Raw genomic sequence first — 22,950 nt, 5'->3', positions numbered from 1 at the left:
AGCTTGTGTAGGTAAAAACCCAGAAATTTGATAAAGACATAGAGTGCACATAGTGCAAAAAATTAAACATGAGACGCCAGATACGTGAGTTTTTTGTCATTTAATCTGTACAGAGAAGATAAATAAATAGCTTCAGTGTTTATGATAAGGGGGCTGGCGGAGTTTGTCAAGTGGTTTTTTAGCCACGTTTCCCTGTTATAATGTTCGTTTGCTTGACCTAAGATCCAGGAGTATTTAAACTGAACTCTATATAGTGTTAAAAATGATAGGAAATCTAAGCGGAATAGTTGATGAAGTGCGCAGTGATCACATAATCCTGAATGTGAATGATGTTGGCTATATGGTGTATCTTTCAGCCAAAACTTTAAATGCATGTTCCATCGGAAGTAGAGTTAAATTACTTATCGAAACCTATGCAAATAACAGAGAAAATGTCGCTCAGCTATATGGTTTTATAAGCAAAGAAGAACAGCAGTGCTTGAGGTTGCTTGTCAAAGTAAGCGGCGTTAGCTATAAAACTGCAATGTCAATTTTGGGCAAATTAACTCCAGAACAGCTATTTTTGGCAATTATGAATGAAGATAAAGTAGCACTCAAGATGAGCGGACTTGGCCTGAAACTCATAAATCGAATCATCACTGAATTGAGTGGCAAAGTGAGTAAACTAGAAATAAATAACAATAATTTTCATCCAATTAATGAAGATGCCCTTTCAGCATTGATCAATCTTGGGTATGAAAAAATGAAAGCTTATGATACGATAAAAAAATACAGGCCAAATCTGGACACTAAGGATATTATTCGCATGGCGCTTAAGGAGCTTTCAATACTATGAAATCAATATCGTGCGGTAAAGAATATACTGAAGATGTGCGCAATATCAACATCAGGCCTGAACAACTTGATGATTTTGTCGGGCAAAAAGACTTAATACAAAATTTAAAAGTGTTTATAAACGCTGCACAGACGAGAACTGAAGCTTTAGATCACGTTTTATTATATGGTCCTCCAGGGCTTGGCAAAACAACTTTAGCACAAATTGTTTCTAAAGAATTAAGAGTTAGCTTTCGCGCAACTTCTGGTCCTTTACTTAGTAAAGCTGGAGATTTGGCCGCAGTGCTTACCACTTTAAATGCAAAAGATGTTCTATTTATCGACGAAATTCATAGATTAAATCGCAGCATCGAAGAAGTTTTATATACTGCTATGGAAGATTTTTGCCTGGACATATTAGTAGGTGAAGGTCCATCTACTCGCACTTTAAGGATAGATCTACCACCATTTACGCTAATTGGAGCAACAACACAGCTTGGATTACTTTCTGCGCCACTCAGAGATCGTTTTGGCATTCCTTTGCATCTTGAGTTTTATTCCTTTGAGGAGCTGGTTAATATTATAAAAAGAGGCGCAAGAGTTCTTTCTGCTGAAATTGAAGAGGATGCAGCACGGGAAATTGCCTGCCGTGCGCGCGGCACTCCAAGAATTGCTTTGAGGTTACTCAGAAGAATAAGGGATTTTGTTGAAGTGAAAGATGATAAAAAAATTACTTATGAAGTCGCTGATTCTGTATTACTAAAATTGGGTGTAGATAAAATGGGACTCAATAAACTTGATATGAATTATCTAAGATTTTTATTCAACACTTCAGGCCCTGTTGGAATTGACACCATATCTATTGCGCTATCCGAAGATGTTGGCAATATTGAAGAAACAGTAGAACCTTATTTAATCAAAATTAGTTTTGTAAAGCGCACACCAAGAGGGCGCGTTCTAACCGATCAAGCAAAGGAGTATTTGAGCTTTCAACATTAAACATCATAATTTATATTGACTAATTGGCGTGGTATCTATATGCTAACATTTATATATTAAAAATAATGGAGGCATATATGTTAACTAATAGCACTGAAACTGTATCTTTAATTGAAACTTCTTCTAATCTAAATATCAGTCCTTCTGATAATAATTCGATTTCGGATACTAAAAATGTACCTAAATCAACACTAGATGAGAACGTACCTAAATACGTCACTCTTAATAATGCAGAAGAATGGAATGTAGTTCTTTATAATGCAGAACAACACTTCTACTAATACCACTAATAAAAAGAAACCAAAACCTTATATTCATAAGGATGGTAATGGTATATGTACATATACTGCTCGGGATGAGAATAAATATGGTGGTAAGAACATTATAGGCAAAATTGCTGAACAAATTAAAGAAGAGATATCTAAAAATATAGAAAATAATGATATAGAATTTATAAAACTTAAAGAAAGCAAAAATGAAGATAATATTATTGAGCCTGCCGTAAGAATTGCGATAGGTAGTAATACAAAAGAAATAAGCATGAGTGACATTCTAAATAACGATTTGTGTAAACAATATGGCGTGAAAGCAATTACATTATTGCTACCTCAAAGTAAAGCAAGGGGGCTAAGTTGCCGGGTTGATGAACATGGAACAAGAATTTATGAAGTAGCTAATGGGTCATATCAAATGACTTTAAAGTGGAATGCTCAAGGAAAAGAATGTAATATTAAAATTAATATTCATGATAATGGCTCCGTAGAACTTATTGAGGGTAATGGTGTTACTATGGAGCAATTAGCTGCACATAAAGAAGTAAAAGTAGGAAGGCAATATGAAGCAAAGCCTTTACATGAAGTGTTAGCATCACAATTGCCACAAACACAATTACAACAAAGCTCTGAAGAAGTAAAATTTTTGGAGCAGCATTCAACAAATGTAGAAGACTTGAGCGGCGCATCACAAAAGCATCAAGCTCCTGCTGCTTCAAAATAGGTAAAGTAGTGAAAATTCAGTATAAGTTGCTTGCATCTGCAAGTAACTTATACTTTTATGATGAGCAACACAATACTACCAAGAAATTTCTACGAGCGGCCAACTTTGGTTGTAGCCGGGGAGTTACTAGGAAAGATGCTGAAATTTTCTAACTTTAGTGGAATAATAACCGAAGTTGAAGCCTATATAGGAATGAGTGACCCAGCTTGTCATGCAGCTAAGGGTTATACTAACCGAACCTCAGTAATGTTTGGTATGCCGGGGTTTTCATATGTGTACTTTATATATGGAATGTATTACTGTTTAAATATTGTAACAGAAGCAGAAGGGTTCCCAGCAGCAGTGTTAATACGGGGATTAAAGCTCATTGAACCGCTTGAGGCAAATTTAGGTGGGCCAGGAATATTGTGTAAAAGATTAAATATTACAAAAGAACATAACAAACAGGACCTTACTATAAGCCACGAATTTTGTGTTTATGAATCTCACCTCAAACCAGATTATGTGTGCACTCCGAGAATCGGAATTAGTAAAGGCCAAGAGAAATTTTGGCGGTTTAAAAACTTAAGATCTTGCGTAGACTATTTGCCAATTGGATAATCACCAGTGAAACAAGCATCACAATATTGTGGTGTAGCATTGTTACGCACTTCTCCTTTAACAGCCTGATATAATCCATCAATACTCAAGAAGGCTAGGCTATCTACTCCTATAACTTCCTTAATTTCCTCTACAGATTTATTTGCAGCAATTAAATCTTTGCACTCTGGCGTATCTATTCCATAAAAACAAGAATGCTTAATTGGTGGGCTTGAAATTTTGAGGTGAATCTCTTTTACTCCTGCATCCTTTAGCATAACTATTATATTTGTTAACGTACTACCACGCACTATACTATCATCTATTAAAATTATGTTTTTACCTTTCAAAGTGTGCTTATTAGCATTGAATTTTAATTTTATTCTAACTTTACGTACTTCAGCGGTTGGTTGTATAAAAGTTCTTCCTATGTAATGATTACGAATTATTCCCAGTTCCATAGGTAATCCTGAATGCTTTGCATATCCAATAGCTGCAGGTATTCCAGAATCAGGTATTGGTACAACCATATCTACATTGTTTTTTGGTGGGCTCTCTTCTGCAAGTATTCTTCCTATTTCTTTTCTTGTATCGTATATAGACCTATTCTCCATTATGCTGTCTGGTCTTGAAAAATAAACGTATTCAAAAATACAAAAACTTGATTTTTGCTGTGGGAAAGGAAACATTGAGGCTAGCTTACTACCCGAACTGATGGTAACTAATTCGCCTGGTTCTATTTCTCTAACAAACTCTGCATTTATTATATCAAGAGCACAAGTTTCAGATGCAAGAACGTAAGAACCGTTTAACTTTCCTAAAACAAGAGGCCTGATTCCAGATGAATCACGTACTCCAATAACTACTTCTTGATTGATTGCAACAAAAGAATAAGCACCTTGTATTTGCTTTAATGCATATATAAAACTCTCTAAAAAGCTATCTTTTTCACCGCTTGCTGTCAGATGCACTACTACTTCTGTATCAATATCTGACTGAAAAACGCACTCTTGTTTAATCAATTGTTCGCGTATCGGAGAAATATTAATTAAATTACCATTATGTGCTATGGCGAAATCCCCAAATTTGCCACTTTTGCTAAACATGGGCTGCACTCCAAACTTATTACCACTTGTTGAGTATCGAACATGACCTATTGCACAATCTCCAGGTAAGGATTTCTTTATTTCATCTATATCATCAAATACGCTGCTCACTTGACCTTGAAAGTGATAAGAGTGCAGCTTATCGTTGTTACTGGTTACTACGCCAAAAGACTCTTGACCTCTATGCTGCAAAGCGTGGAGAGCAAGTATAGAGTTAAAAGCAGCACTTTGGTTGCAACTTATGCCAAATACCCCACATTCCTCACGCATTTCATCTAGCATAAAAACTATTAAGTAAAATTTAATTTTACTTTAGCATAGGTAAAATACAAGCATTTTGTTGTTCATCTGCTTTTATTGCCAGCAATAATCCTATGCATATTAAGCTTGCAGCAGTTGTACTTCCTCCATAGGACAGAAATGGCAATGGGTCGCCTATCACAGGTAAGAGGCCGATTGTCATTCCGATGTTTATAAAGAAATGAGCACTAAAAAAGGCGAAAATGCCGATAGATATCGACTTAGAAAAATAATTTTTCGACCTATAAGCGATAGAGAAAATTATGCCAAGTAATGAGGTATAAAGCAAAATTAAAGCCATGCTACCTAAAAATCCCCATTCCTCACTCAGCACTGCAAAAGCAAAATCTGTACGTTTCTCCGGCAAAAATCCAAGTTGAGTTTGACTTCCGTTAACAAAGCCCTTACCAAGCAAACCTCCTGAACCAATAGCTATCTGAGATTGCTGCGCATTATAACCTATTCCAAGTGGATCCACTGATGAATCCAAAAACGACAATATCCTTTGCTTGTGATAAGGACGTAAAAAAGGCCAAATAGCCGGTACTGCAAAAATGCCAAGCGTTCCACATATTACCGAATGAGATCTTTTTATTATTGCTGTGAATATAATTGATATCCCTATAAATAACATTATCACAGCTGTGCCTAAATTAGGTTGCTTTAACACCAAGAACACGGGTAAGAAAATAATTATAAGTGCCTTAAGCAATCTTTTAAATTCCATCATTTTATATACACTCTGCTTATCAAAATAGCGAGCAAGCGCAAGTATTAAGCCTACTTTTGCAAATTCTGATGGTTGCAAACTAATTGATCCAATTCTTATCCACCTTGTTGCACCCATTATGTGTGAGCCAAAAAAATTCACTACTAATAGCGAAATCACTGCTGCTACATAAAAAAAGTAGGCGTGCTTCAAATAAAAATCTAGCTCTATGAATGACATAGCTATAGCAAGTAGGAAAAAGAAGGAGAATATGACCAGTTGGTGAATCGCAAATGGCACCCACTTTCCTCCAGCAGAAGAGTATTGAACAACAATGCCAACGCAAAACAGCGCTATCACGTTAATGACTAACAACCAATGAATCTTCTTCAGTCTATCCACAATAAAGACCTTATAACCTTAAAGTATAGTAAAATATGAAACAAAGATAAAAATCAAAAAACCAACTTCTCAACTACTAACCGAATTGGAGTGCTATATATTCCAGTTACTACTGTTAAAACTGCCATAAACAATAGACAGAAAAGCATAGGAAATGGCACATCATTAATTTTGTCCGGTGTCATTCCAGTGCGTGACGTTGCATCATTTTCAAAATACATTTTCTCTACCATCTTCCACATATATATCAATGCAAGGAAAGAGCCAGCAGCAAATGTTACAAGGGAAATCCACGCATGAGATTCGATAATTGCTTTCATTATATACCACTTGCTTACAAAGCCATTTGTTAAAGGCACACCGATTAATGCTAAACTGAGTAGAGTGAACGCAAGTGCTGTATAAGGCATTGATTTCTTGAGTCCCGATAAATTCTCTATTTTTGTTGTATCAAATTTGTAAGAAATACATCCTGCAGCCATAAATAAAGATGTTTTTATTATGCTGTGGTTTACTATGTGAAGAATTGCTGCAAATACACCTGTTTTTGAGTTAAAACTCAGTGCTAAAATTATATAACCAATTTGGCTAATACTAGAGTGAGCAAGCAGTCTTTTTATGTCTTTTGCGGTTATTGCAAATATCGACCCAAATATAACAGCGCAAAGTGCGAGGATAATTATCACGTTGCTTAGTGATGGTTTAAATAAGAAGAAATTTTGATGAAAAACAGTATAAAAGATTCTGATGAAAACATATATCATCACTTTTGTCACTGTGCCTGAAAAGAATATGCTAATGAAACTTGGCGCCTCACTATATGCATTAACCAGCCACCTGCTTAATGGAAACAGTGCCATTTTGATTGAGAGACCAATAAAAATGAACAACGTGCCAAGTTTTATGATGTTGTTATCGTGTAATGGAACTATTCTTTCAGCCATGTCAGACATATTGAGCGTTCCAGTCATTGAATACAAGAGCCCGATGCCAAATAAATAAAATGTTGCGCCTATTGTTCCACTAATTAGATATTCAAATGCTGCAACCAAGGCTTTTTTATCCCTTCCCATTGAAACTAATACATAAGAAGAAAGAGATGAAATTTCCAAGAAAACGTAAAGGTTAAATATGTCGTTTGTTACTAGAATCCCGAGCAGTCCGCTTAAGCACAGTAGAAATAGAGAGTAAAAACCAGTGATTTTGTTTTTGCTAATTTCTTTTTCGTTAATATAAAAGCTATAAAGCACGCTAATCAGCGCTATAAAATTCACCAAAGTTAGAATCAAGGAGTTTAACACGTCGATTCTTAACTCTATTCCATACGGAGGACCCCAATTTCCAAGGTGATAAGTTATAATTTCACCTTTATATGTTTTAATGAGTAGTATTGATGAAATGATAAGAGTGATTGTTGTTGCAATAAAAGAAATAAACCAAGATACCTTGTGTTTCTTGGCAAGAAAGCAAAACATTGATGCAATTATTGGTATAATAACTTGTAAGATTGGTAATTGCATTAAATTGTTGTTAATATATCGTTAAAGTATTAGTATATATAATACTTTTTGTTTTAATACCCTTATGTTATCTAAAATTTGTAACGCAATAAAACGCCTATTACGAAGAGAAGATAAATTTGTAGGAAGAGATGAAAATGGAAATTCTTACTATGAATCAAGTAAAGGAAAAAGGTGGGTTATGTATAGCAGTGTCTCTGAGCCTACAACAGTGCCTCCGGAATGGCATATATGGCTTCACTATACTGATAATGTAGTACCAGTTAATAATAAAAAAAGAAAAGTAAAACATACTCCTAATTTAACGGGTACAAAAGATGCATACTATCCAAACCAAAAAGTGAAAAATTACTATAAAAGCTGGAGTCCTGATAACTAAAGATGCGAAGGTCAAATATACTTGAAATAACCGCTGGATTATTTGTATTAATTTTCACTATTTTTCTGATTTTCTTTGCTATTGATAAGCTATCTTACATAAAGAAAAACTATAAGGATTGCAATAAAATATATGGTCTTTTTGCTAACGCTAACGGTATAGGAGTTGGTGATAGTGTCAAGATCTCTGGTGTAGATGTTGGAAGCATAACTGGTGTATCACTTGACAAAGCTACCTACGTAGCACGAATCGATATGTGTATAAGCAAAGACATAAAATTGCCAATTGATAGTTCAGCTCTGATCACTAGCAGTGGAGTTGTTGGCAGTAAATTTGTTAATATATCACCTGGATCAGATATTAAACTAATCTTGCATGGTGGTAAAATAGAGTATACTCAAGCTGAAGCAAATATGGGTGGAATAATGGACAGAATTCTTGGTATGTTTACAAAGTGAAAATGGCAGGATTCCAAGTATATCCGTTCAGGTAAAGCCTCCTGTAGTTCTAAAGTATTTAAGGAGTTTGCCTTATTTCTTGCCTTTTCTACCGCTTGCTTTGGGGTTTATAGTATAGAAAGTGCCTTAATAGTTGCAGTGCATGTCTATCAATGATAAAATGAAAATTAATTTATTTTGATATTATGATTGGTTTACTGTTTGCCGTACTGTTGTTCCTCTGTGGTAGTGATGCACTTGCAAAACAGGAGCCACGTTCAATAGCTGGAGATAATCACATAAAGGTGATAAATTATAACCCACAAGCTATACATAAGTATACGGGTTTTTATGGTTACCAGTCCAGTATATTGTTTGAACCAGGGGAGGTAATACAAAACCTTTCAATGGGTGATTCAACTGGTTGGCAACTCCTTCCTCAAGGTAATAGATTGTTTATTAAGCCTATAGATGATATTGCCGATACTAATGCAACTATAATTACCAATAAAAGAGTTTATTACTTTGAACTTCATGCTGAAGAAGCAACTGGACTAGATGATCCAAGATTAGCATATGAAGTAAGGTTTCTTTATCCACTATTTAGCAGTGATGAGATTTACACAACAAATAACGGTGATATCTTCGAACAAGCTAGTCATACCATTATTCCTGATATCAATGATATTGAAGTTGTAAAGAAGGGATTAAATTTTAATTATTCCATCTCGCACGTCAAAGGTAGTCAGTCAATAATACCAATTAAGGTTTTTGATGACGGAAAATTTACATATCTACAATTCAATAAAATAAACTCTGATTTTCCGGCAGTTTTTATGGTTGATTCTGCAGGATATGAGTCTTTAGTAAATTTCCGTACAGTTGATAACTACCTGATAATCGAAAGGGTAAGTTCAGTGTTTACCTTAAGGAATGGATCGAGTACAGTTTGCCTATTTAATGAAACCATACCTTTCAAAAAAGGGTAAAGGCTATAATGCCCGAGATATGGGTGCAAAATTTTTTCTATGATGTTCTGTAATTCCATAAAGGCCAATAGCGTTAAGGTGCTCTTTTGTCCCATATCCTTTATTTTTATACCAATTATATTCAGGATGCTTATTATGCAATTCTTGCATAAGCCGATCTCTCGTAACTTTTGCAACGATTGAAGCTGCTGCAATTGATGTACTCAAATTATCACCATTTACTATGGATTTCACTTGCCATTTCACTTCAGGTGGTTGATTACCATCAACTAGTACATAATCTAATTCTAGGTCCAAGTCTATCAACGCACGTTTCATTGAAAGCTTTGTTGCTTGCAAGATATTGTATGAATTTATTTCTTCTACGCTTGCCATTCCTATACCAAATTTTGCAACGGATGTTATTTTTTCATATAGGACTTGCCTACATTGAGGAGTCAACTTTTTCGAGTCGTTGATTCCATCAATAATTGTATTTCTATCAATAAACACTACGGCTGCGGATATTACTGGACCAGCTAGCGGACCTCTTCCAACTTCATCCACTCCTGCTATCACTCCTGATAATTTATTTTCTAATGTAAAGTCTGGGTATTTCATAGGTTTTTATAATAAGAAAGTTATAGTAAAAACTGAACAGATAATAGAAATTATCCAAAATTTCATAACGATTACATTTTCTGACCATCTCTTCTTCTCAAAGTGATGATGTATTGGTGCCATAAGAAAAACTCTTTTTCCTTCTCCATATTTAAACTTTGTATATTTAAAATATGATATCTGAATAATAACAGATAGAGTCTCTATTACAAAGATTATTCCAATAATGGCAAAAAGCATTTCTCTTTTAATTAGGACACTAGTTAACCCTAAAGCCGCACCTACCGACAAGCTACCAACATCACCCATAAATATTTTTGCTGGATGTGTGTTAAACCACAAGAAACTTAGAATAGCTCCTATAAATGCAATGCAGAATAAAGTAATATTCATATCTGCCTGAGTTATATATGCAATTAGCCCCAAAAAAGCAAAGGAAGTGATAACTTGAGTTGCAGCAAGGCCATCCAAACCATCTGTGAGATTCACAGCATTAGAAGAGCCGACAATTACAAACGCAGCAAACGGAACATATAGATAGCCAAAATCTATTATTACTCCTTTAAATAGGGACGTTTTTGTAAAACATTCAGCAGAGTATAGCTTAAGTATAAACACACCAACCAGAGCAACAATAAACTGAATAAGTATTTTGGTTTTTGCACTTAAACCTCGATAGTGATTTGTCTTCAATTTTAAATAATCATCAATAAATCCAAGTAGAGCAAAAAATAGAGTTATCAATATCAGCAGCAAAATTTCTGGTGTTAACTGAGCCCAGAGTAAAATTGGTAATAAAGAAGAAATCAGTATTATTATTCCGCCCATAGGTGGTACATTCTTTTTTGTTATTAAATGACTTTCTGGTCCACATGATCTAATTGGTTGCCCATCTTTGCTTATTTTTTTTAGAAGCTTTATAAAATAGGGAAAAAGAATAAACCCAAAAACAAATGAGGTAAAAAATACTTTTGTAGCTAAGATCATCTGCTTACTTAAATTGACTAAGTGTCATACCACCTATAGCTAATAAAGTCAACTTCTGTCATCCTATAGCCTGACCCACAACTGTACGAACATTGTGATTTGGGCCCATCAGTAGGGTGTCATCCCAGTCTGGAATGGCTTTGTTGCATCGCTCAAGTGAAAAGAACTGGCAGTTACTGACAAAATTCATTATAAATAGCGATTTAACTGTTGAAGAAAAAATATGCCACAAAAAATGAGAGTCAGTAACTGCCATGAATATAACAAATTTCTCCAAGAAAGAGGAAGCATTTTTTGTTATATCAATGACGCCATAGAAAATTGGTACGAGAATTGTCCAAAAATGCAGGGCGGCAACTATATTTATAGTGATAAAGTTGTGATTTTGGTGCATATAATCGTCAGTTTCTTTAGAATTGGTTTAAGACAAACAGTCGGGTTTATAAAAGGGTATTTGCAACAAATAGGAAGAGATTTGCAGCTATTCACAAGCATCAAAAGAAACTTAATATTAAGATAAATGATTGCAGAAAATAATATGGAAGATATCGAAATTGCTATAGACAGTACAGGAATTAGTATATACAACAACACACAGCAAGGAAAATAGCACTGACAGAAAATATCGTGGCTATGAGCAAACGAGAAAATTGCACGTAATGTTGAATATAAACAACAAAAAAGCCATAGCTGTAAAATACAGTAACGGCTGATCACTATGGAGCTTGTGATTTGCTAAAAGAAGTTGATTTTCAGCATGCCATAAAAGCACTATATGCAGATAGAGCATGTGATAGGCACAAGTTTTATAAGTTGTGTAACGAATATGATATAAAGACAAAAATTCCACCAATAAACAATGCGGCAGAACATCCAGAAATAGATTATATGTCTGACAGGAATGCTGCTATTAGGTTAATAAAATTATACGGTGAAGATGGCATGAAAGAATGGAAAAAAGAAGTAAATTATGGGAAAAGATCTTATATTGAAGGGTTTTTCTCAAGATTAAAGCAAATATTCGGATTTAGTTTTAGGAATAAATCTGAGATAAATCGAGAAAAAGAACTAAATGCTACTTGCTTAATAAATTCACTGATATTGGTATGGCTAAATTTGAGATAGTTACATGAATTTACCATAAATCACCATCTCATAAAGTGTGATGCAACAAAGCCATCCCAGTGTCTGGGCACTGGGATGACACCCTTTTGGATGGAAACCAGTGTCAGGTACTCGGATGACACCATTTACAACCACTCTCCTACCCTTTCTAGCTGTTTATAGCTGTTAAATCTCAGGAATTTATCAAAATATGGAGAGGCAATAAAGGGTGTGGAATTACTTAAATAGTTAGATAAAAAACCAGGCAGATCATTTTTTAATTCTTGCATTTTGTATCTATAATTTTGTATAGAAATAACTTTTATTTTATCATAATCAAGTTTCCAATAAGCAAGTTCTGAGACTTCTCTTTTTGTTATATGTTCTACCGCTAAGGCTTGTAAAATTAATTGCGGAAAAAATCCCGACATTACTTCTTCATTGGAAGGTGGTGTACCAAGCTTATAGTCTATAATTGCCACTTGCCCACTTGGTAGATACTCAACTCTATCACATCTTGCTATCAGTGAAATTTCTTGTGGCTTATTTGTCATCCAAGCAGTTTCATACTGATCACAAGAACCAGTGTCACGCGCTGGAATATGAAATATCGGACAGGAAAAGTTCTTTTCCCACTCAACATAATTGCTTCGAGTTTCATCAAATTCGACAAAAGATTGAATTATCTTTTGTAGTCTTACCCACCACATATTTGAAAAATTAAACTGACTAGTCGAGAATGCTTCTCGTGCAATGCTCATTGGAGATTTTTTGTTGCGTAAATATCTTGCAAGAATGTTGTGTACCATAGTGCCAAATTCCAATATCGATGGCTTGAAATTCAAGTCTCTTAATTGTTTAAGACCCAGTATATATTCAACGTAAAATGAATAAGGATTACGAATTAGCTTTTCTATTGCACTGCAAGACATCACCTGCATTTTTTCTTTTCTAACTTCGGTTTGAGGTTTTGGCATAGGCTGAGTACATGGAACAGTACATTCAGGCGTATTTAATATCCTTAGCCAATCACGATACGGCTGCTTCCCCTCCTTGAGTAGAATTTCCAAACGCTGCAATAGAATTGGCTTTCTATGGCTTAGCGATCTTGTAATATAAACCTTACTTGCACAAAACAAATTGTGTAAAGTATAAAAAAAATACCCCTGCTCTTCTTGTGCAGAAGGAAGATTAAATTTTTCTCTCGTAAGTGCATTCAAAAGCGGACTTTGAAAGTTTGGCGCTTCATTAAATCCAGCAAGTATTACAACTTTGTTGTGATATAAGCTGAATTTATTCAAGTCACTTGCTACAAAGAAAAACTCTTTCTCTAAAAATAAGGTCAGAATTTGGCTATATAACTCTAAGGAGCATTTAATTCCTACACCCTCACATGCATTTGAGAAATTACAGGTAAAATTACCTATTTCACTATTTAGCTCTGAAAAATTTATACCAGATAATATATTAATACACTGCAAATGAGTTGCTACCACATCGAAAATAGAGCAATTTATAGAACGAAGTAAAGGATTAAATATAACCTCTAACTTACTGATAATAAGTAATATATCTTCTTTGTATTTTAGCTTTTTATGGGCATTGATAGCATTTATAATATCGCTCAGACCATTTGTACTAAAGTTGCGTAATATCTCTATTTCAAATTCAGATAAAATCCGAGTGTACTCTTCTTGAGTGTAACCAAAAGTCACTAGCCTATGTTTAAGGAGCGAAAGTAATGACACACTGCTCCAATTTGAGGTCAAAACTTCGATACTATAAAGCAGAAGCGTTATATAAGGGTAATTTTCCGGTATGGCACTGTGTTGCCTTGATAAACATGCTATACGAGCTGCAAGTAATTTATCAAAGACGACCAAAGAAATGTTTTCATAACCTTCATTTTCTATAATTAATGATGTCACTTGTGCTTCTTCCTCTCTGGAATCACAAGTGATGACTTCAATATTGCCAACATGTCCACTACTAACTTTGCTTAGATCGGCAGTTGTATCAAAGACGTAATCTAGATATTCCTCAGGACTTCCTGTTATCCCAGCCCTTTCTTCTGTCATCCAAGTAGCTGACACTGGGATCCAGTTTTCATTATACAGCCACCTGGTGCGCTCATTTAAAGTTAAGTTTTCTGGATCCCAGTGTCTGGGCACTGGAGAACACGCTTCTGGCAGAAAACTCACATCCCTTCTATCCACTTTTAAATAATCGAGCAGATCTTTCAGGCAATATTGATAATGTTTTTTATCAAGCGATTTCCAGTCTTTCTCTTTAATTTTCAAATTCAAGTTAGGCAAAATTATTTTTCCAAATGGCAGATCATATATAGCCCTAATTAACGACTTATCCTTTCCAATTCCAACAAAGATTATATATTGGTCTTTTTGTAAAGAGATTATCATATTGTTTATGTAATCACTCTTATGTTTTAATATATCTACTACTTCTAAATCTTTTAAAGTTTTACTCCAAGTCTCAGTGAGTAAGCTTATGAAATTCTCTATTTTTTTTGAATGTTCATCAAATTGATAACAATCCGTTGTTTGGGTAGATTGAATTTTATCAAGCAGTGATGGCAGGCTATAAGCTAAATCAATTGGAAAATTATCATTATTTTTTCTATTCCACTCCAATATGAATTGAATGAGTAGCAGTGTCCTTTTTGTTGGCTTGATAACTTTAACCCTATCAAGATTTAATATTAAATCTTCCTCATCAATATTCTCTAGCGAAACTATCTCTGGCAAAATTATGCATTTTTTAGCGTTATGATTCTTGAATGCACTCAGCAGCGCTATCACATCCCTCTTGCAAGGAAGTATGATTTTTACTTCAGGAATTTTTTCTCTTTCATATTCAGAAAATATGTGCTGAACCAGCACATCAAAAAGAGATTCATCCACATTAACGGTAAAAACTCTTCCCACTAACAGTAACAATTAATACAATATTTTATTGTATAGAAATTATTCAAAATATAAACGTGCTTGTATGCTATTATATATTAAAATTTTTTATAACATTACATGGCAAACATTAGAATAGAAGTTTTAAATAAATGCGAGCAAATTGGCTGCAGATGGTTAGTCAACGTTTACTCGATTTACATACGCAAAGAATTACCATCCAAATTATATGAAGAAATTTGCGGGCTATTTTATAATAAAGTCATACAAGACTGCCGTTATTATTCCTACAATGAAAACCTTGAAGAAGTTCCGTATGATTTCATAGAACCACAAGCAAAGTGGGGCTTGGAAATAAGCTTCCTACCTGGCATGACCGATAATGTAGGCAACACAGTGAAACAAATTGTTAGAGAGTATTTAATAAGCAAAGGCTATATCGACCAGCCTGTCATCCCAGCCCCTTCTTTTGTCATCCCAGTGCTTGACACTGGGATCCAGAAAGAGAAAACGCAAATTCCAGCGTCACGCGCTGGAATGACACCAATTGAGATCAAAGCAAGAAGTTCAAAATTGATTCTAAGTCAAGGAGCTTTACCAACCGAAGATGATATAAAACAAGAGTTCAACCCCATCACTGAGTATTGCACACTTATCTGTAAAGAAAATAATAACTATAGCTGGAAATATTATGGTAAATATAAGTCATTAAATACCCACTCCGGTGTCATTCCAGCGCGTGACCAGGAAAAAAAAGAATGGATCCCAGTGTCAAGCACTGGGATGACAGAAAAAAAGGCTGGGATGACAAAAGAGAGCACTGGAGTGATATCAAGTAGTAATGGGGCTAAATCTGTTGATTTAAATGTAAGTGACCAAGAACTTGAGAAAATCAGCAGAGATGGAATCGATGGTAATGGCACTTTAGGGCTCTCGCTGGCAGCAATGAAAGCTATAAAGGATTACTTTAAAAAACTTGGTAGAAATCCATATGATATTGAACTTGAGTCTCTGGCACAGACTTGGTCTGAACATTGTAAACACAATATTTTTTGCTCCCCTATTGATGAAATAAAAGACGGTCTATATGCTCATTATATTAAGCGTGCAACGCGTGAGATAAATTCTGACATATGCGTGTCAGTTTTCTCCGACAACGCAGGAGGAATAATTTTTGATGACGATTACTTGATTGTAGATAAAGTTGAAACTCACAATAGCCCTTCAGCTCTTGATCCATTTGGTGGAGCAATGACCGGAGTGCTTGGAGTTAATCGCGATATAGTGGGTTTCGGGAAAGGCGCAGAGCCTATAATGAATACCTATTACTTTTGCTTTGCCAAAGAAGCAAAAGGCAAATTTTATAGGGATAAAGAGCGCACTGATGAGATCTTACCGCCAAAATATATAATGAAAGAAGTGATTCACGGTGTTAATGTTGCTGGTAATTGCTCTGGTATTCCAACACAACTTGGATCGGTATATTTCGACGATAGATTTTGTGGCAAGCCATTAGTTTTTGTCGGAAGCATTGGAATTATTCCACGCAATATAAATAATGCACCTTCACACATTAAAGGACCAAAAAATGGCGATAAGATTGTAATTATTGGCGGAAGAGTTGGAAGAGATGGAATTCACGGTGCAACGTTCTCTTCAGAGGCTTTATCGGGAAATAGCCCTTCAACAATTGTGCAAATTGGTGACCCTATAACACAAAAAAAATTATCCAATGCCGTCATAAAAGCAAGAGATCTTGATCTTTATAATGCAATAACGGATAACGGAGCAGGTGGGCTGTCGTCGTCTATTGGTGAAATGGGAAAAGACGGATTTGAAGTTGATTTGAGCAAGGTTCTCCTTAAAAACGATGGTATGGCTCAGTGGGAAATATGGATATCAGAATCACAAGAGAGAATGACCTTAGCAGTGCCAGAAGAAAATCTCCCTATGTTTAAGCAAATCATGAAAAAACATGATGTGGAGGTTTGTGTGATTGGAGAGTTTAATGAGAGTGGTAAAGCTGTTGTTAAATGTCCTGAAGGGACAGTAATAATGGACATCGAAACTGAATTTCTGCATGATGGTAATCCCAAAGTGCATTTACAGACGAAACCGTGGTCTAAGGGGCTTCCAGCGCTATGCGCTGGAATGACAACAAGTTCGCCTTCTTTAGCAATTGAACTAAAAGAAATGCTGAGCAGACCAAACATTTGCAGCAAAGAGTTCATAGTGGTGCAATATGACCATGAGGTTCAAGGGTCGTCAGTGCTGAAACCACTGCAGGGCAAGGGAAGAGTGTGCAGTGAAGCTATTGTTTCAAGGCCAATCCTTTCTTCAAATAAAGGTGTTGTAAAATCGCAAGGATTTGGCTCAAGTTATGGAGAAATTGACACCTACCACATGGCAGCATGTGCAATTGACACCGCGATACGCAACTATGTAGCCGCAGGAGGAAATATAAATCATCTAGCGTTGCTCGACAATTTTTGTTGGTGTGATGCTTATAATCCAGAAAGGTTGTGGCAACTAAAGAAAGCTGCAGAGGCTTGTTACGACTTCGCAACTGCATTTAAAACACCATTCATATCCGGAAAAGACAGTATGTTCAATGACTTCAAGGGATATGATGAAAATGGCGAGAAAGTGATAATCTCTGCACCACCTTCATTACTCATCTCAGCAATTGGAATTATAGAAAATATTGAAAATGCGGTATCGCTTGATGTAAAAATGCCAGGGGACTTGATATATGTGCTTGGAGAAACACTTGATGAACTTGGTAGATCTGAATATCAGTTATATAGTGGAATAGGTAATAACAACGTACCAAAAGTTGATGCAAAGAGCGCTAGGAAGTTGTATGAGCGTTACAACCAGGCAATAAAAGATGGCATAATTGCCTCTGCAATTGCACCAAACTTAGGCGGATTAGTTATTGCTCTGGCAAAATCGCTAATTGCAGGAGACCTTGGTGCTGAAATCGATCTTTCACTAGTGCCAATAGGAAAAATACAAAATACAGACATAATAAACAAGATAATAATGTTTTCTGAATCGCAAAGTAGAATTTTGGTTACTATTGCACCACAAAATCAGAAGAGGTTTGAAGAATTGTTTGAAGGTGCAGTTTATTCATGTATTGGCAAAGTAACAGAGAAAAAGGTGCTAAACATAAAGGATGTTTTAAAAGTAGATCTGAAAGATGTGGCATGCTAATATAAAATATTTTTCTTATTATGCTAAATAACTCTTTTACTATATGTAATGTTTATTTAGAATGAATGTATGTTATTAATTTTGGGTAGGTAATTATGTCTATTTTATCGATACTCCTGTTTATCAGTCTTTCTTTACTCAACACTTCAAATAAATTGATGATATGTGCTGCCTTATTTGTGGGAGCTGCTTTAGTTGTAAATTCAATGGTTGAATTTTATGGCAGAAGCAAAGCTACGTACAACTTAATAGTGTGTACAGCGCTATGTTGTGTTTTTAAATGGCAAAGTTTTAATTTGATGATATTGATTTCATATACTGCAATTTTAGTATCTCTTCTCTCAAGCATAATTATTTTTGAAAAATTGAAGTCCAAGTTGAATTTTCATATGGCAAATTTCATTACTTTAATTATAGCATCAGTGGTTGATAGTGCCGTTGTATGTGTTGGATTACTATACAAATTTTCTGCAGGTAAATGCCTATCAATATATACTAGAGACTTAATTTTTAAGTTTTCTTATGCGTCAGTATTGAGCATCTGTTTGTTTGTAGGAATGTATTTATTTTGCTTGGCAAACAAGAAGTATTTTAAGATTTCCACATAACCTGTTTTCTGATATAGCTAAACTGACTTTGGGTCCTAGGGGTGTATTTGGTCCGTAACAACAGTTTAGAATTTATAGGTAGCCTAAACCCACAACTGTACAAACATTATGATTTGAGCCTATCAGGGGGGTGTCATTCCAGTCTGGAATCCAGAAAAAAGAATGGTGTCATCCCAGTGCTTGACACATAGCTGTACGAACATTCATTTTTGAAGGTAAATTGCACAGCAAATGGTGTCATTCCAGTCTGGAATCCAGAAATTTTGCTTATAACTGAGCTGATGAGCTAAAGGTAGTTGTCTTACGCTAAAACAAACGTTTTTAATTAAGTTGCATAGAACCAGTGTCTGGGCACTGGCCCACTGGTGGGAATTGCTCCTAAACTACAACGTTCGTACAGCTATGTGCTTGACACTGGGATGACATCATAGGGGCACTGGCCTACTTAACCGTCATACCGTCGCGGTATCTCAGCCGCTAACAAGTAGCGGAATGACGATTTATCAAACGCTGCCTAATTTTCCGTAACAGTTGAAAAAATCAATAGAAAATCAATATATCACTATAAATGCACGTATTTTGAGGCTATAATGGTTAATACGTTATATAGTATAATATGGACGATTTTATCAGAGTTAAGGGCGCAAGGGAACATAATCTGCAAGGTGTAGACGTCAATATACCGAAAAATAAGCTAGTTGTTATAACTGGGCTAAGTGGTTCTGGCAAGTCTAGCCTTGCATTTGATACGATTTATGCAGAAGGCCAACGCCGGTACGTTGAAAGCCTGTCAGCTTACGCGCGTCAATTTCTCAACATTCAGGATAAACCAGATGTTGAGTCGATTACAGGTCTCTCTCCTGCAATATCTATCAACCAGAAATCGATCTCAAAAAATCCAAGGTCAACAGTTGGAACTGTTACCGAAATTTACGATTACTTGCGCTTAGTATATGCACGAATAGGAGTTCCTTATTCACCTGCAACTGGATTACCAATAACAAAACAAACGGTGTCTCAAATTGTAGACACTATAATTGCGTTACCTTTAGAAACTAAGATATATATACTTGCCCCTGTTGTGCGTGGTAGAAAGGGAGAACATCTTAAAGAGATATTGGAAATTAAAAGACAAGGTTACGTAAGGTTCAAAATAGATGGTGAAGTGTACAATGTAGATGACTTGCCTAAACTCGATAAGAACAAGAAACACGACGTTTTTGTGGTTGCAGATAGAATATCAATATTGGGCGATATAGGAAATCGACTGCCAAGTAGTATAGAATCCGCACTAAAACTTGGTAATGGTCTAATGTATGTAGAAATAGTAAACCTACCTGACAACCATAATTCCGAGTATAAAAATGGTCAAATTCTGACTTTTTCAGAGAATTTTGCATGCCCCGAGTCTGGTTTCACTCTTGAGGAAATAGAACCAAGATTATTTTCTTTTAACAGCCCTTACGGTGCATGTGGTTCGTGTAATGGGCTTGGTAAAAAACTAAGTGTTGATATAAAGCTAATAGTACCGGATGAAACTCTTTCAATATCTGAGGGTGCTTTAAAGCCAGTGGGATCAATGTTCCGCCAAGTGCACACAGGTTATGGATTTCTAAAAAGTGCAATTCTATCACTGGCTGAAAACTACAAATTTAACCTTGATATTCCGTGGAAGAACATAGATCAAGAAGTAAAAGATATGATACTCTTTGGCTCTAATAAATTTCAAGGTTTGATCAGTATCTTGGAGAACCAGATGGATTATGATGAAACACTTGTTGAGCGATATTGCTCTGTCACTCACTGCAGAGAATGCACTGGCTATAGATTGAGAAAAGAAGCGCTTACAGTAAAAATTGATAGCAAACATATAGGTGAAATATCAGGGCTTAGTATCGATGAATCCCTTAAGTGGTTTGAAAATTTGCCAGACAAGCTCACAGAACAACAGAAGCAAATCTCAAATAAAATACTAAGTGAAATAATCAAGAGGCTAACATTTTTAAAGAATGTAGGGTTGAATTACCTAACGCTTGATCGAGAATCTAGCACTCTCTCTGGCGGTGAGAGTCAGAGGATCAGACTTGCTTCGCAAATTGGCTCAGGATTAACGGGGGTTTTATATGTTCTTGATGAACCCTCGATTGGCCTTCATCAATGTGATAATGATCGGTTAATTGCCACACTAAAAAACTTAAGAGACATGGGTAACACTGTAATCGTTGTTGAGCATGATGAAGATACAATAATGGCTGCTGATTATGCGATTGATATTGGTCCTGGAGCTGGCGTAAATGGTGGAAAAGTTGTTGCAGAAGGAACACCAGACCAGGTGCAAAGAAATTCAGGGAGCATAACAGGGCAATATTTGAGTGGAGAGAAAAAAATTTTAATTCCAAGGAGAAGAAAGCAAGCAACTCAGTTCATAAAAGTAATAAATGCATGTGAAAATAACTTAAAAAATGTAAACGTTAAATTTCCTATAGGGAATCTTATTTGTGTTACTGGAATATCAGGAGGGGGAAAATCAAGTTTAGTCATAGAAACGTTATATAAATATTCAGCACATAAGATACATCATTCGTCTGCAAGGTATGGTCAGTGTGATAGAATAGAAGGCCTTGAATATATAGATAAAGTTATAGAAGTTGATCAGTCGCCAATTGGTAGAACTCCTGCGTCAAATCCAGCAACATATGTTGGTATGTTCACTCATATAAGAAATTGGTTTGCAGGTCTTTCGGAGTCAAAAGCAAGGGGATATAACATAGGCCGGTTTTCATTTAATACCAGAGGGGGAAGGTGTGAGGCTTGTAAAGGTGATGGGCACTTAAAGATAGAGATGCATTTTCTACCGGACGTTTATGTGAAGTGTGAGCAATGTAAAGGGCGAAGGTATAATCGGGAAACATTGGAAGTTACTTATAAAGAAAAATCAATCTCTGATGTGCTTGATATGACGATAGATCAGGCTTGTGATTTTTTTGAAAACCTTCCAATGGTAAAAGAAAAGTTGGTTTCTTTGCAGGAAGTAGGGCTTGGCTATATAAAACTCGGACAGTCGTCAACAACGTTGTCTGGGGGTGAAGCACAACGAATAAAGCTGTCCAAAGAGCTATCAAAACGATTTACCGGAAGAACATTGTATATTCTTGATGAGCCAACAACTGGATTACACTTTGAAGATATAAATAACTTACTAAAAATACTCCATAGATTAGTCAATCTGGGAAACACTGTTATAGTTATCGAGCACAATTTGCACGTTATAAAAACTGCAGATTATATAATAGACATCGGACCAGAGGGCGGAATAAAAGGCGGAGAAGTGATTGCTACTGGAACTCCAGAAGAAGTGGTAAAAATTCCAGAAAGTGTTACAGGCAGGTATCTTAAAACGTATTTATTATAAACTATTTCTTAATTATATTAGGCTAGGTTGCATATTTATGATTTGGAGATAAGAATGTCAGTATATCGATACTTTAGAAGGTACGTTGAATATGGAGTTGTACCTGCTAAGAAAGCAGAAGATAACACACTAGTTCCAGAAAATAGTTTCTATAAATCTGTACGTTACGTTGATAATGTGCTAGGACCTGTGAAAGATGTAATTTGTGGAGTTGAGAGTAAAGACAATTATAACAAGTATTATCAAGATAATGATAAACGTGGGTCACAGGGCAGAGAAAGTGTATTCATTGTGTGCACTTGGTGCTATTTTAGCAGCCAACATAATATTGCAACCTTTATGTTTGATACTATAACTAAAGTGACTTAGGTTTACCGACGATTTGATAAACGACAAATTCGTCATCCCGCTGCTTGTTAGCGGGATCTAGAGATACCGCGGCGGTATGACGTAGGAAAACCTGACTTGCACTAGCTACAGCACCCAGCAGTGGCTCAGTTTGAACTATATTGAAATGGAATAAAAAGTGAAAGAGTGTAAGCTTAAGTTACTTTAGCTATACTATATAAATTATTTTATAATATATTTAATGAGTTGTGAACCTTCTCTTACTAAAAAAAGCTACAAATCTCATATTTCCAAGCGTATGCGTAAGTTGCGAATGTATCATTGATGAAAATCTTAATCTGTGTAGTGAATGCAACAAAAAAATCAATTTTCTAACTAAGCATTACTGCAATGTTTGTGGCGTAGTAATCTCAGACAATATTTATACGTGTGGTAAGTGCATCATCAATCCTCCACCGTTTAAAGTATTAAGATCAGTTTTTGCTTATGATCAACATAGTAGAAACATGAGAGGTTGTC

The 22,950-nt window shown here is 35.5% G+C and carries 22 protein-coding genes and 1 pseudogene; 15 read left to right on the top strand and 8 right to left on the bottom strand.

Going from position 1 to position 22,950, the window contains the following annotated elements:
• The first annotated feature begins 262 nt into the window (after positions 1 to 262).
• The 5 genes from ruvA to ABL518_RS06375 all read left to right on the top strand — a co-directional run bounded on the left by ruvA (position 263) and on the right by ABL518_RS06375 (position 3,408).
• Complete coding sequence (gene ruvA / locus ABL518_RS06395; protein WP_010082382.1) at positions 263 to 835, top strand: Holliday junction branch migration protein RuvA; 573 nt, start codon at positions 263 to 265, stop codon at positions 833 to 835.
• Positions 832 to 1,812, top strand: a complete 981-nt coding sequence (ruvB, locus tag ABL518_RS06390; protein ID WP_010082381.1) for a Holliday junction branch migration DNA helicase RuvB — start codon at positions 832 to 834, stop codon at positions 1,810 to 1,812. Before ruvA ends, ruvB begins: the two co-directional genes overlap by 4 nt.
• A 77-nt stretch (positions 1,813 to 1,889) precedes the next feature.
• Positions 1,890 to 2,093 carry a hypothetical protein gene (locus tag ABL518_RS06385; RefSeq protein WP_251371763.1) on the top strand — a complete coding sequence of 68 codons (204 nt, stop codon included), beginning with the start codon at positions 1,890 to 1,892 and terminating at the stop codon, positions 2,091 to 2,093.
• Positions 2,071 to 2,808, top strand: a complete 738-nt coding sequence (locus ABL518_RS06380) for a hypothetical protein (RefSeq protein WP_010082379.1) — start codon at positions 2,071 to 2,073, stop codon at positions 2,806 to 2,808. The genes ABL518_RS06385 and ABL518_RS06380 overlap by 23 nt, the downstream gene beginning before the upstream one ends.
• A 60-nt stretch (positions 2,809 to 2,868) precedes the next feature.
• Complete coding sequence (locus ABL518_RS06375) at positions 2,869 to 3,408, top strand: DNA-3-methyladenine glycosylase (RefSeq protein ID WP_038199418.1); 540 nt, start codon at positions 2,869 to 2,871, stop codon at positions 3,406 to 3,408.
• On the opposite strand, the gene purF is transcribed toward ABL518_RS06375, so the two are convergent.
• From purF to ABL518_RS06360, 3 genes are read right to left on the bottom strand one after another with little or no spacing between them, the layout of a single operon-like run.
• Entirely contained in the window at positions 3,390 to 4,775 is a 1,386-nt protein-coding gene (gene purF, locus ABL518_RS06370; RefSeq protein ID WP_010082377.1) for an amidophosphoribosyltransferase, read from the bottom strand. The genes ABL518_RS06375 and purF overlap by 19 nt on opposite strands.
• 25 nt (positions 4,776 to 4,800) lie before the next feature.
• Positions 4,801 to 5,904 (bottom strand): rod shape-determining protein RodA, encoded by a 1,104-nt coding sequence (rodA, locus tag ABL518_RS06365; RefSeq protein ID WP_010082376.1) that lies wholly within the window; start codon positions 5,902 to 5,904, stop codon positions 4,801 to 4,803.
• 53 nt (positions 5,905 to 5,957) lie between these two features.
• The gene (locus ABL518_RS06360) at positions 5,958 to 7,424 is read right to left on the bottom strand and encodes a proton-conducting transporter membrane subunit (protein ID WP_095742774.1); all 1,467 of its coding nucleotides are present in this window, start codon (positions 7,422 to 7,424) and stop codon (positions 5,958 to 5,960) included.
• 64 nt (positions 7,425 to 7,488) lie between these two features.
• On the opposite strand from ABL518_RS06360, the gene ABL518_RS06355 reads away from it, so the two are divergent.
• From ABL518_RS06355 to virB9, 3 genes are all read left to right on the top strand, one after another.
• Positions 7,489 to 7,803 carry an NADH-ubiquinone oxidoreductase subunit NDUFA12 family protein gene (locus ABL518_RS06355; protein ID WP_007548590.1) on the top strand — a complete coding sequence of 105 codons (315 nt, stop codon included), beginning with the start codon at positions 7,489 to 7,491 and terminating at the stop codon, positions 7,801 to 7,803.
• Positions 7,804 to 7,805: 2 nt separating this feature from the next.
• A complete protein-coding gene (locus ABL518_RS06350; RefSeq protein WP_010082331.1) occupies positions 7,806 to 8,261 on the top strand; it encodes an outer membrane lipid asymmetry maintenance protein MlaD in 456 nt (151 codons plus the stop codon).
• Positions 8,262 to 8,446: 185 nt separating this feature from the next.
• Complete coding sequence (gene virB9, locus ABL518_RS06345; protein WP_010082330.1) at positions 8,447 to 9,229, top strand: P-type conjugative transfer protein VirB9; 783 nt, start codon at positions 8,447 to 8,449, stop codon at positions 9,227 to 9,229.
• A 3-nt stretch (positions 9,230 to 9,232) separates the two neighbouring features.
• Here the strand turns inward: virB9 and ABL518_RS06340 are convergent, their stop codons facing one another.
• Genes ABL518_RS06340 through ABL518_RS06330 form a run of 3 tightly spaced genes read right to left on the bottom strand, consistent with a single transcriptional unit; the run spans position 9,233 to position 11,210 of the window.
• Entirely contained in the window at positions 9,233 to 9,829 is a 597-nt protein-coding gene (locus ABL518_RS06340; RefSeq protein WP_010082329.1) for a ribonuclease HII, read from the bottom strand.
• Positions 9,830 to 9,835: 6 nt separating this feature from the next.
• Positions 9,836 to 10,816 carry a phospho-N-acetylmuramoyl-pentapeptide-transferase gene (gene mraY, locus ABL518_RS06335; RefSeq protein ID WP_010963043.1) on the bottom strand — a complete coding sequence of 327 codons (981 nt, stop codon included), beginning with the start codon at positions 10,814 to 10,816 and terminating at the stop codon, positions 9,836 to 9,838.
• A 58-nt stretch (positions 10,817 to 10,874) separates the two neighbouring features.
• The gene (locus ABL518_RS06330; protein ID WP_251371802.1) at positions 10,875 to 11,210 is read right to left on the bottom strand and encodes a hypothetical protein; all 336 of its coding nucleotides are present in this window, start codon (positions 11,208 to 11,210) and stop codon (positions 10,875 to 10,877) included.
• Between ABL518_RS06330 and ABL518_RS06325 the strand changes: the two genes are divergently transcribed.
• Both ABL518_RS06325 and ABL518_RS06320 read left to right on the top strand, forming a co-directional pair.
• Positions 11,106 to 11,336 (top strand): transposase, encoded by a 231-nt coding sequence (locus ABL518_RS06325; RefSeq protein WP_227738638.1) that lies wholly within the window; start codon positions 11,106 to 11,108, stop codon positions 11,334 to 11,336. The two genes, ABL518_RS06330 and ABL518_RS06325, sit on opposite strands and share 105 nt — an antisense overlap.
• 212 nt (positions 11,337 to 11,548) lie before the next feature.
• Entirely contained in the window at positions 11,549 to 11,941 is a 393-nt protein-coding gene (locus tag ABL518_RS06320; protein ID WP_010081852.1) for a transposase, read from the top strand.
• On the opposite strand, the gene ABL518_RS06315 is transcribed toward ABL518_RS06320, so the two are convergent.
• Positions 11,942 to 12,076: a hypothetical protein gene (locus ABL518_RS06315; RefSeq protein WP_256437677.1), complete on the bottom strand. Its 135-nt coding sequence runs from the start codon at positions 12,074 to 12,076 to the stop codon at positions 11,942 to 11,944.
• On the bottom strand, positions 12,067 to 14,865 hold the full coding sequence (locus ABL518_RS06310) for a WPE palindromic element domain-containing protein (RefSeq protein ID WP_010082350.1): 2,799 nt from the start codon (positions 14,863 to 14,865) through the stop codon (positions 12,067 to 12,069). Before ABL518_RS06310 ends, ABL518_RS06315 begins: the two co-directional genes overlap by 10 nt.
• Positions 14,866 to 14,964: 99 nt before the next feature.
• On the opposite strand from ABL518_RS06310, the gene ABL518_RS06305 reads away from it, so the two are divergent.
• The 5 genes and pseudogenes from ABL518_RS06305 to ABL518_RS06285 all read left to right on the top strand — a co-directional run.
• Positions 14,965 to 18,063, top strand: a complete 3,099-nt coding sequence (locus ABL518_RS06305; RefSeq protein WP_348994377.1) for a phosphoribosylformylglycinamidine synthase subunit PurL — start codon at positions 14,965 to 14,967, stop codon at positions 18,061 to 18,063.
• A gap of 95 nt (positions 18,064 to 18,158) precedes the next feature.
• A complete protein-coding gene (locus ABL518_RS06300; RefSeq protein ID WP_022626376.1) occupies positions 18,159 to 18,671 on the top strand; it encodes a hypothetical protein in 513 nt (170 codons plus the stop codon).
• A 616-nt stretch (positions 18,672 to 19,287) separates the two neighbouring features.
• On the top strand, positions 19,288 to 22,083 hold the full coding sequence (gene uvrA, locus ABL518_RS06295; protein ID WP_095742771.1) for an excinuclease ABC subunit UvrA: 2,796 nt from the start codon (positions 19,288 to 19,290) through the stop codon (positions 22,081 to 22,083).
• A 54-nt stretch (positions 22,084 to 22,137) separates the two neighbouring features.
• A complete protein-coding gene (locus ABL518_RS06290) occupies positions 22,138 to 22,452 on the top strand; it encodes a hypothetical protein (RefSeq protein WP_010082388.1) in 315 nt (104 codons plus the stop codon).
• 227 nt (positions 22,453 to 22,679) lie between these two features.
• Positions 22,680 to 22,940, top strand: a pseudogene (locus ABL518_RS06285) (double zinc ribbon domain-containing protein); the annotation flags it as partial.
• Between the last annotated feature and the right edge of the window lie 10 nt (positions 22,941 to 22,950).

This window comes from Wolbachia endosymbiont of Drosophila willistoni, from assembly GCF_040084705.1.
GTDB classification, from domain to species: Bacteria; Pseudomonadota; Alphaproteobacteria; order Rickettsiales; family Anaplasmataceae; genus Wolbachia; species Wolbachia pipientis.
Note: the sequence above shows the minus strand (reverse complement) of the source record. Positions and strands in the feature narration are given on the sequence as shown.